The organism is Bacillus cereus group sp. MYBK227-1 (genome assembly GCF_051916325.1).
Lineage (GTDB): Bacteria > Bacillota > Bacilli > Bacillales > Bacillaceae_G > Bacillus_A > Bacillus_A cereus.
In genome coordinates, this window is the sequence record NZ_JBQAGK010000014.1 from 37,835 (window position 1) to 48,412 (window position 10,578).

A 10,578-nucleotide genomic window follows, 5' to 3' on the forward strand; every position below is an offset into this window, starting at 1 on the left:
TAGAAAAATCTTTGTTCTCTGTCCTTATTGTAACACTTCATCATTCACATTTATTTTCTTCATCACTTCTACTAGTTTTTCTCAAAATAAAAAAGAACAGGTTTCCCCATTCTTTTTTATTCAACACCAAATAAAACTTTTGCATTTTTAGTTGTCATTTCTGCTACTTCCTCATAAGAAATTCCTTTTAAATTCGCAATTTCTTCTGCCACGAGTTTTACATAACTCGGTTCATTTCGTTTCCCTCGAAATGGATGCGGTGTTAAATACGGACAATCCGTCTCTATTAACAATTTCTCTAATGGAATCTCCGTAGCAACCTCTTTCGGCTTCTTAGCGTTTTTAAATGTAACTGGTCCACCTAACGAAATTAAAAAGTTCATATCAACACATCGCTCTGCTACCTCTACGCTGCCGCTAAAGCAATGCATAATGCCTCCTACTTCAGCTGCATTCTCTTCTTCTAGAATATCAACAATATCTTGAGTTGCATCGCGGTTATGTATAATAATCGGCAATTTTACTTTTTTCGCTAATGCAATTTGTTTACGGAATACTTCTTTCTGTATTTCTTTTGGAGACTTATCCCAGTGATAATCTAAGCCCATTTCTCCAAGTGCAACGACTTTAGGATGAGAAGCAAGTTCTTCTAACCAAGCTAAATGTTCTTCTGTCATGTCGATTGCATCAACTGGGTGCCACCCAACCGCAGCGTAAATAAAATCATAGGCTTCAGCTAATTCCATCGCCTTTTTTATCGTTACTTCATCAAAACCAACAACAACTGTATAAGTAACTCCCGCTTCTTTCATTCGGGCAATAACCTCTTGCAAATCTCCTTCGAATTGCTCTGCATTCAAATGTGAATGTGTATCAAACAACATAATACATAACTCCTTTTATATTGAAATCAAGTTTATTCTACAAAAATAAGTTCTTTAATAACTTAACGATAACAATACTACAATCTTAATGCAAAAATAGAGAGTGTAAAAAGAAAAAAGACGCTTCACACATGTTACACGTGAAACATCTCTTTTCTTGTCTTAATTACTTGATTTTTGTACCATTTGGTAGATTTTGGTCAATTGATGCTAATGACAATACGCCATTCTCTTCACCCGCTAAAATCATACCTTGCGATAATTCACCGCGTAATTTTACAGGTTTTAAGTTTGTTACACAAATAACCTTTTTACCTTTTAAGTCTTCCGGCGAATAGAATTTTGCAATTCCAGAAACAACTTGACGCTTTTCTGTACCTAAGTCTAGTTGAATTTTTAACAGCTTGTCTGCTTTTTTCACAGGTTCAGCAGATAGTACTTCAGCTACGCGTAATTCTACTTTAAAGAAATCATCAATTGTAATTTCTTCTGCCTTCGGTTCTTCTTCTTTTTTCTCTTCTACTTTAGGAGCAGAGCTTTTCATTTGTTCTTTAATGTACTCTACTTCCACTTCCATTTCTAAACGAGGGAAAATTGGGTTTCCTTTTTCTACTTTTGTTCCACCTGGAATGCAGCCAATTGTAGATAGACTTTCCCAAGATTTATGAGCTTCATCAGTAAGGCCAAGCTGAGCAAACATCTTGCTTGGTGCTACTGTTAAGAATGGCATAAGCATAATACCTGTTTGACGAAGTACTTCTGCTAAATGAGCCATTACAGAGGCTAACTTTTCACGATCATTCTCATCTTTTGCTAATACCCATGGTTGTGTTTCATCAATATATTTATTCGTACGACTAACTAGTTGCCAAATAGATCCTAACGCTACAGAGAACTCCATATTCTCCATTGCTTCTTCTACTTTTTTCAAAGTATCTTGTGCAAACGCTACTAACGTTTCATCAAATTCCGTCACATTTGCTTTAAATGCTGGGATTTCTCCGTTAAAGTACTTATCAATCATAGCTACTGTACGATTTAATAAATTACCTAAGTCATTTGCTAAGTCGAAATTAATACGCTCCACAAATCCTTCTGGTGTAAATACGCCATCAGATCCAAATGGAACTTCACGAAGTAGGTAATAACGTAATGCATCTAATCCGTAACGATCGATTAATGTAACTGGATCTACTACGTTTCCTTTTGACTTACTCATCTTTCCATCCTTCATTAAAATCCAGCCATGAGCAAAGACTTTCTTCGGAAGAGGTAAATCTAATGCCATTAAAATTATCGGCCAATAAATTGTATGGAAACGAACAATTTCTTTCCCAACTAAATGCACATCTGCAGGCCAGAATTTTTTATATTTCTCTTCATTTGCTGTTCCATAACCTAACGCCGTAATATAGTTAGATAATGCGTCAACCCATACGTAAATAACGTGTTTTGGGTTACCAGGAACACGAACTCCCCAGTCAAATGAAGTACGAGAAACTGCTAAATCTTCTAATCCCGGTTTAATAAAATTATTAATCATTTCATTTTTACGAGACTCCGGCTGAATGAAATGTGGATTATCTTCATAGAACTTTAATAGTCTGTCGACATATTTACCCATTCTAAAGAAATAAGATTCTTCACGAACAAGTTCTACATCATGACCACTATCTGGGCTTTTTCCTCCAACTACTTTGTCGCCTTCCATAATTGGCTCTACTAATTGATGCTCTGTATAGAACGTCTCATCTTGTACAGAATACCAACCTTCATATTCATCAAGATAAATGTCACCTTGATCTACTAATTGTTTAAAGATTTTTTCGACAACATCTTTATGACGATCTTCAGTTGTACGAATAAAATCATCATAAGAAATATCCATCTTCTCCCAAAGCTCTTTAATTCCTGCAACAATGTTATCAACATATGCCTGTGGCGTAATATTTAACTCTTCTGCTTTCTTTTGGATCTTCTGTCCATGTTCATCAGTTCCTGTTAAATAATGCACATTATAACCTTGCATACGCTTATATCGTGCCATCGCATCTCCTGCTACTGTCGTATAAGCATGTCCAATGTGTAATTTTCCACTTGGATAATAAATTGGGGTAGTAATATAAAAGGACTTATTTTCCTCTGTCATTGTTTTGGACCTCCCGAATAACCTCATATGTATTTATAAACAGTATATCAAAAACTCATATATAAAGTGAAACTTTAATCAGTAGGGTTTTTGTTCCTCCCCACTAATTATTAGCCTACGTTAATTGGGCTTTTACGAGCAGCCCAAATCTAACTTATCTTCTTTACGCCAACCTAATTTTCAATTTAGATCTTAATGCTCAATATCTTTATCATCTATTGCTCATATTTCAAAAAAATATACAATATCCACTTTTAATTTATTATTTTTTCAGAAAATAATGTAAATAATTGTGGAATTTCCTCTCAATCTATTATATATAAGAAATAAGAAATCTATAAATCTTTTTAAAAAATATAGAATTTAAGAATTGACGGAAATGTAAATGATTGGTATCATATGTCCATAGGGTATTTTGTCGAAAAATGACGAATCTAAAAATAGACTCGAAACTTATAAACTATTTATTTAGGAGGAAAAAAATTATGAAATCTACTGGTATTGTTCGTAAAGTTGATGAATTAGGTCGTGTAGTAATTCCAATCGAATTACGCCGTACTTTAGGTATTGCAGAAAAGGACGCTCTTGAAATCTATGTTGATGACGAAAAAATCATCTTAAAGAAATATAAACCAAACATGACTTGCCAAGTAACTGGTGAAGTATCTGACGGTAACCTTTCTTTAGCTGAAGGTAAAATCATCTTAAGCAAAGAAGGCGCTGAGCAAATCTTAAACGAACTTCAAGATTATATCGAAACAGCAAAATAAGCTTCTCAATTATGAGAAGCTTATTTTTTATCGACATGATAGATTTGATATACATCTCTTTTCGACAAATCTCGATCTTTAGCGACTGTTTTAATCGCTTCTTTTGAATTCATACTTTTTTCATTTATATAATATTCAATATGATCATATACCGAAAGAGATTCCCACCATTGTTCTTCTGGAGCAGGTTCTTCTGTTGAACCAGCTACTAAAATACAAAACTCACCACGTACTTCATTTTGCTTCGTCCACTCAATTGCTTCTTCGATTGTTCCTCGAATAAATTCCTCAAATTTTTTCGTTAACTCTCGACATAATACAATCTCTCTATTTCCCAACACTTCCTGCATCGAAATTAAAGTATCATCTAAACGATGAGGTGCTTCATAAAACATCATTGTAGTTTGTACATAACGAAGCTTTTCTAACTCCATCTTCCGTTCCTTTTTGTTTCTCTGCAAGAAACCATAGAAATAAAACTGCTTTGTTTCAAGACCGGATGCAATTAATGCTGTAAGGGCTGCATTTGCTCCAGGAAGCGGAATTACATGATATTGCTCAGCTACTGCCTCAACGACAATATCGTAACCTGGATCAGAAATACACGGCATACCAGCGTCACTAACAAGTGCTACATTCTTTCCATCCTCTAATTTCTCTAATAGTTTCTTCCCACTTACTTCTTTATTGTGCTCATGATAACTCGTGACAGGTGTTTCAATTTCAAAATAATTACAAAGTTTTTTCGTTTGTCTCGTATCTTCAGCAGCAATTAAATCAACTTCTTTTAAAATTCGGATTGCACGAAATGTCATATCTTCTAGATTTCCAATAGGAGTTGGTACTAAATATAAAACTCCCTTTTCATTTTGTTGAAAGCTTTTTTGTTGCCACATAGCGTTCTCCTTTTTGCATATATGCCTCTTTTTGTTTTCTCGTTAATTGCTTAAAGTAATACTCCGCTTGCATAGCTGTACGCTTATCATCGTGGGTCTCTACATATTTTAAAACGACAGGAAGCCTGACGCGTGTATACTTAGCCCCTTTGCCGCTATTATGAGTCTGAATTCTCTTTTCTATATGGTTTGTATATCCAGCATAATAACTTCCATCAGAGCACTCTACCACATAAAAAAAGTGCTTATTCTTCTCCATATAAAATTGAACGTAGCTCCTTTGTATATTCGTTATTGTTCTCATATACAACGAGAGGCGGTAAAATTTTCAAATCTGCATTTCCATCCTTAATTCCTTCAATTAACAATGTATTTGCTTCTTTTCCAACCTTAGGATAAACAAATTGCACACGCTTTGGTTCAATTTTATATTTACGCATTAATGTGACAATGTCTAGTAATCGCCCTGGACGATGTACAAACGCTACTTTCCCACCTTGTTTTACTAACTGACTACTTGCAGATACAACATCTTCTAATGTACACATAATTTCATGACGAGCTATCGCTAAATGTTCATTCATATTTTTCTCTGAAGTTTGAGGTGTTTGAAAATATGGTGGATTACATGTAACAACATCATATTGATGACGTCCAAGTTTCTCTGGCATATCTTTCAAATCTCCATGTATGAGGTGAATTCTTTCTTCCAACCCATTGTATTGAACACTTCTTACTCCCATATCATATAAGCGTTCTTGAATTTCCACACCAGTAATATTTCCTTTTGTTCTTGTACTTAATAGAAGGGGAACAACAGCGTTACCTGTACACAAATCAAGTAAATTCCCCTTTTGAATTGGTACCCATGCAAAATCTGCAAGTAAAACGGCATCTAAAGAAAAATTAAATACTGATGGGCTTTGTATAATCTTCATGTCTTGTGCTAATAAGTAATCTAAACGTTCATCTTCATATAAATTCATATACTGCTCCTTTTCTTACCCTTAACCTACCCTATTTCATGTATAAAAAATTACCTTTCCAATTATAATTGGAAAGGTAATTTCACTTTTTATTTAAGAATGAAAGACAGAACAAACAATCTCCCTCTTTACGTACACTTCCATAATGTAGATTGCAAATATGAAAACCTTCTTGATATAGTCTCGCTAAATTGTCATAGCCTTCACCAATATCTGTTTTCGGCTTCACTTCTTTACGTTTTTGAGTTTTTTGTTTTTCTTTATTCTGCACTTCTTCAAAACGGTGTCGCAAATTGTTATTTTCCATTTTTATATGCTGGTTTTCTTCCAACAACTCTGCAAGATGCTGTTTTAACTCTCCCAACTGTTTATATAAATGTCCAATTTGCTCTTCCATACTAGAAACCGATTCAAAAATATCTTTTTTCTCCACAAGCACCCACCTCATTAATCTGTGGTTTGACTCGAAACGACCCCTTTATTCACTAACTCATCTAACGTATATTCTACTATCCGTTCCTTGTCTACTAGTTCCACTTGAATTAATCTTTCTAAAATATTTAATCCGATAACACGGCCAGTACCATGCGGGGTTTGTATACGTTGATCTAAATCAGGAAGTTGTTCCTTTGCTGCCTCATATTCATCATTCTCATATTTTAAGCAACACATTAAGCGACCACATAAACCAGAGATTTTTGCAGGATTTAATGATAAATTTTGATCCTTTGCCATTTTAATGGATACAGGTTCAAAATCCCCTAAAAAAGTAGAACAACAAAGCATACGACCACATGGACCAATACCACCTAGCATCTTCGCTTCATCACGAACACCAATTTGTCTTAGTTCAATTCTTGTTCTAAAAATTGCGGCTAAGTCCTTCACTAGTTCGCGGAAATCGATCCGACCATCCGCAGTAAAATAGAAAATAATCTTATTACGATCGAATGTATACTCTACATCTACAAGTTTCATATCAAGATTATGCTCTACTACCTTTTGTTGACAGACTTGATATGCTTCTTTGGCAGCATGTTTGTTCTCTTCAACAATGGTACGATCATTTTCATTTGCAATACGAATAACCTTTTTTAGCGGTAATACAACGTCGTTTTCATCAACTTGTTTTTTGGTAATAACTACTTTTCCGTATTCAATACCTCTTACCGTTTCTACAATGACAAACTCATTTTCAGAGATATCGAACTGGTTTGGATCAAAGTAATATACCTTTCCGGCCTTCTTAAAGCGAACACCTACTACATCATACAAAACGGTCATCCCTCCTGCAACCGCAACACTAACTGTTCGAACACAAGCTGCGCATTTACATTAGCGTTGATTCTATTTTTTGCCTCTAATATATTAAAGAGAGCTGATACAATGCGCTTCTGAGCATAGGAAAACGATTCAAACATCTCTTTCTGCTCATGAAAAACAAGACGATCTTCTTCTCCAAGTTGAACATATAATAAATCCTTATAAATAAGGAGTAACATATCTAAACCTTGCTGTAATTGTTCTTTCTCTCCAAAGTGTTTTCCCCATTTTTCTTGTACAAAAAAAATAGAGGTTTTATCTTTTTCGAGCGCTTCACATAATTTTATCACTAAAGCTCGTGCTTGTGCAAACCATTCATCACTACATAAAGCTAAAGCTTCATCAAAACTATTTGTAAGTTGAGCAGCAAGTGTCGATAAAGATGCTGTAATCCCTTCATCCTGTAATCTTCTAATTAAAGATTCCGTAGGTAACGGTCTAAACGTAACAACTTGGCAGCGAGATAAAATCGTATTTAAAATTTGATGACTTTGTTCAGTAAGTAAAATAGCAGTTGTATCACTACTTGGTTCTTCTAAAAATTTCAAAAGTGTATTTGCCGCATTTGCTGTCATACGATCTGCGTGCTCAATAATATATATTTTTTTATTTGCCTCTAATCCTGTTTTGGAAAACTCTTCTTGTAAATCATGAATTTGCTGCTTCTTAATAGATAATCCGTCTGGTTTTACAATATGTAAGTTAGGGTGGTTACCTGAATCAATTCGCTTACAGTTTGTACATACATGGCAGGGCTCTACTCCATTCCGCTCAGAACAGAGGAAACTCTTTGCCATTTGAATTGCTGTCGCAAACTTTCCTGTCCCTTTCCCTCCCTCTAACAAGTAAGCGTGGGATATACGCTCTTTTGCAATGCTATTCATCAACATTTTTACACCGATGGGTTGTATAGCAGAAAGCTGCTCCCACGTCTTCGTCATAATGCATACCTCACTTATTTCATTCTTTCCTTCTATTATAACAATTTATCTTCTATAATCTGAACAACTTCTTCTATAAGTTTTTCCATCGGTTGATCAGCATTTACCAATACAATACGATCCGAGAAACGTTCTACAACTTGTAAATACCCTTCGCGCACACTTTTATGGAAAGAGATATCTTCCATATCTAGTCGATTTACTTCACGTCCTGCATCTTTTTCAATCCGAGCCAAACCAACCTCAGGCTCAATGTCTAGATAAATTGTTAAACTAGGCATACAGTCCTCTGTTGCGAAACGATTTATTTCAAATACCTTATCCATACCCAATCCTCTTGCATAGCCTTGGTATGCTAAAGAGCTATCTATAAAACGATCACATAACACGAGGTAGTTCTCATTAAGTGCTGGCATAACTTTTTCTACTAAATGTTGTCTGCGCGCAGCAGCATAAAGAAGCGCTTCTGTACGTGCTTCCATCATCGTATATTCTTGTTTATGTAAAATCGTCCTAATGTCCTCAGAAATTGCAATACCGCCTGGTTCCCTTGTCGCCATTACCTTCTGTGCTTTTTGTTCAAAATATGGCAATAAGCTTTTAATTAACGTTGTTTTACCTGAACCTTCTGGGCCCTCAATTGTTACAAATAATCCCTTCATCCTAAAACCTACTTTCTATATCATACACTTTCATATATTTCGTATTACCTTGAAAACGAGCTCCTGCTCTTTCTAAATACATAATTTGCTCTTTATGCTCTGAAGTAATTCTCTCTCCATACATAATTAATGGAATTCCAGGTGGATACGGAATCACCATTTCCGCCGCAATCATTCCAACAGCCTCTTCTATAGATACTATCTTTGTTTCATATCCGTCTAGTTGTTTATACGTATACGGTAAAAGAGAGAATTCACCATTATAAGTATAACGAATAGATTCCCTCTTGTCTTTCACCTCATAATGTTGCAATGCTACTCGGATCATCTCTATAACCTTCATATATCCCTCATTTACTTGTAAGGGTAAAATAAATAGGACATTGTACGGATCAGCCATCTCTGTATATATACCGACCTTTTCAAATACAGACTGTAATTCGTACCCTGATAACTGACAACGAGTTTGTACGGTGACCTTTAACTCATCTTGCAACGGATATTCTAAAATGGCGATTTGGGGAATAGAACGTAATTGTTCCTTAAATCTTCGTAAAAACTCAACAATTTCACTGTGACCTTCTTCTTTTATACGCGCCATTGTAAAGCGTGCTATATCCAAGGAAGCCATAATTGGATACGATGGACTACTAGATTGTAGCATACTTAAATAAGTAGTAACCTTATCTTCGTCTACTAAATGACTATTTATATGTAAATAGGAACCCATTGTCATTGCGGGTAATGTTTTATGTGCAGAATGAACTACAATATCTGCACCATATGTTAATGCTGACTTCGGAAATGGTTCTCCCAAACATAGATGTGCCCCATGTGCCTCATCTACCAAAACAGGGATTTTATGTGCATGTGCAAAAGCGATGCTTGCCTCTAAATCCATCCCCATACCATAATAATTAGGATGCGTTAAAATAAGTGCTTTCGCATTTGGATACTTTCCAATTGCGTTCTTAATAATTTCATTACGAACTCCCACTGGTACGTTATAAGCTTCATCAATCCATGGATCTAAAAAAATGGGATTTGCTCCCGCAAGTTTTAAACCATTAATAATTGATTTATGACAATTTCTTTGTACAAGAACAATATCATGTTCCCCGCAACAAGACAAAATCATTGCTAAGTTCCCGACTGTTGAACCATTAATTAAAAAATAACTTCTCTTTGTATTATAAACTTCAGCCAATAATTGTTGTGCCTCATCTATACATTCAAACGGACTATGCAAATCATCTAGTCCTGCTAATTCAGTTACATCAATAGATAGAATACCTTTAAACTCTCTTATTACCTCCTGAGGGAAGTTTAAACCATTCTTATGACCAGGAACATGAAAGGATAACGGCCCTCTTTCTTTAAACTCTATTAACGCCTCATATAAAGGCATACGATTTTGATTCATCTACATCTCTTCCTTATTATTCATTCTCTATCTATTATACAGAACAAAAAAAATAATAGGCATATGCCTATTTAAAAATATGATACTTCTAATTTTCGAAGCTGCTTTAAATAATATATATATTTCGGATCATCTGTCTCTGTATTCACCATATCCTTTTCACATTCATGGCATATTAAATTATTATAAACATATATACCTTCTTTTCTTTTTGTCTCACAAACAATACAAACTTCACTTTGTAATTTCATAATCTTCCCTCCCTATTTAAGTGAACCTATTTTATACTTCTAATCCTTAACAATTTACAGAAAAATATACACCCATCTTTTATATAATATGATTAACTCTTGGGCAACGTGTTTGTATTTCCATTACTTCTTTCCCATTCTTTTTAACAATACAAAAAAACACAAGTCAAATGACTTGTGTTTTTAGTTGCTTGGCGACGTCCTACTCTCACAGGGACAAGGTCCCAACTACCATCGGCGCTAGAGAGCTTAACTTCCGTGTTCGGTATGGGAACGGGTGTGACCTCTCTGCC

General features: G+C 35.0%; 12 protein-coding genes and 1 rRNA gene. 1 reads left to right on the forward strand and 12 read right to left on the reverse strand.

Annotated elements, in window-relative coordinates; all coding sequences use genetic code 11:
* Nucleotides 1–116: 116 nt before the first annotated feature.
* Together ACTFRM_RS30010 and metG are read right to left on the reverse strand one after the other, a co-directional pair.
* Nucleotides 117–884: a TatD family hydrolase gene (locus tag ACTFRM_RS30010; protein WP_000895851.1), complete on the reverse strand. Its 768-nt coding sequence runs from the start codon at nucleotides 882–884 to the stop codon at nucleotides 117–119.
* A 166-nt stretch (nucleotides 885–1,050) separates the two neighbouring features.
* A complete protein-coding gene (gene metG, locus ACTFRM_RS30015; RefSeq protein WP_254520382.1) occupies nucleotides 1,051–3,033 on the reverse strand; it encodes a methionine--tRNA ligase in 1,983 nt (660 codons plus the stop codon).
* A 485-nt stretch (nucleotides 3,034–3,518) separates the two neighbouring features.
* Between metG and ACTFRM_RS30020 the strand changes: the two genes are divergently transcribed.
* Entirely contained in the window at nucleotides 3,519–3,803 is a 285-nt protein-coding gene (locus tag ACTFRM_RS30020; protein ID WP_000843036.1) for an AbrB/MazE/SpoVT family DNA-binding domain-containing protein, read from the forward strand.
* Between the two features lie 20 nt (nucleotides 3,804–3,823).
* Here the strand turns inward: ACTFRM_RS30020 and rsmI are convergent, their stop codons facing one another.
* From rsmI to rrf, 10 genes are all read right to left on the reverse strand, one after another.
* Nucleotides 3,824–4,699 carry a 16S rRNA (cytidine(1402)-2'-O)-methyltransferase gene (gene rsmI / locus ACTFRM_RS30025; protein WP_000267821.1) on the reverse strand — a complete coding sequence of 292 codons (876 nt, stop codon included), beginning with the start codon at nucleotides 4,697–4,699 and terminating at the stop codon, nucleotides 3,824–3,826.
* Nucleotides 4,668–4,958: a GIY-YIG nuclease family protein gene (locus ACTFRM_RS30030; RefSeq protein WP_000414350.1), complete on the reverse strand. Its 291-nt coding sequence runs from the start codon at nucleotides 4,956–4,958 to the stop codon at nucleotides 4,668–4,670. Before ACTFRM_RS30030 ends, rsmI begins: the two co-directional genes overlap by 32 nt.
* Nucleotides 4,945–5,685: a tRNA1(Val) (adenine(37)-N6)-methyltransferase gene (locus tag ACTFRM_RS30035; RefSeq protein ID WP_001055366.1), complete on the reverse strand. Its 741-nt coding sequence runs from the start codon at nucleotides 5,683–5,685 to the stop codon at nucleotides 4,945–4,947. Before ACTFRM_RS30035 ends, ACTFRM_RS30030 begins: the two co-directional genes overlap by 14 nt.
* Nucleotides 5,686–5,767: 82 nt before the next feature.
* Complete coding sequence (yabA, locus tag ACTFRM_RS30040) at nucleotides 5,768–6,118, reverse strand: DNA replication initiation control protein YabA (protein WP_000412063.1); 351 nt, start codon at nucleotides 6,116–6,118, stop codon at nucleotides 5,768–5,770.
* Nucleotides 6,119–6,132: 14 nt separating this feature from the next.
* Nucleotides 6,133–6,960, reverse strand: a complete 828-nt coding sequence (locus ACTFRM_RS30045; protein WP_000272429.1) for a PSP1 domain-containing protein — start codon at nucleotides 6,958–6,960, stop codon at nucleotides 6,133–6,135.
* A 5-nt stretch (nucleotides 6,961–6,965) separates the two neighbouring features.
* A complete protein-coding gene (gene holB / locus ACTFRM_RS30050; protein ID WP_000169561.1) occupies nucleotides 6,966–7,949 on the reverse strand; it encodes a DNA polymerase III subunit delta' in 984 nt (327 codons plus the stop codon).
* A 35-nt stretch (nucleotides 7,950–7,984) separates the two neighbouring features.
* Entirely contained in the window at nucleotides 7,985–8,611 is a 627-nt protein-coding gene (gene tmk, locus ACTFRM_RS30055; RefSeq protein WP_000677221.1) for a dTMP kinase, read from the reverse strand.
* A 1-nt stretch (nucleotide 8,612) separates the two neighbouring features.
* Nucleotides 8,613–10,034, reverse strand: coding sequence for an aminotransferase class I/II-fold pyridoxal phosphate-dependent enzyme (locus tag ACTFRM_RS30060; protein WP_001075304.1), 1,422 nt, complete (start codon nucleotides 10,032–10,034; stop codon nucleotides 8,613–8,615).
* Between the two features lie 71 nt (nucleotides 10,035–10,105).
* Nucleotides 10,106–10,285, reverse strand: a complete 180-nt coding sequence (locus ACTFRM_RS30065; RefSeq protein WP_000776278.1) for a sigma factor G inhibitor Gin — start codon at nucleotides 10,283–10,285, stop codon at nucleotides 10,106–10,108.
* Nucleotides 10,286–10,474: 189 nt separating this feature from the next.
* A 5S ribosomal RNA gene (gene rrf / locus ACTFRM_RS30070) occupies nucleotides 10,475–10,578 on the reverse strand; the annotation flags it as partial.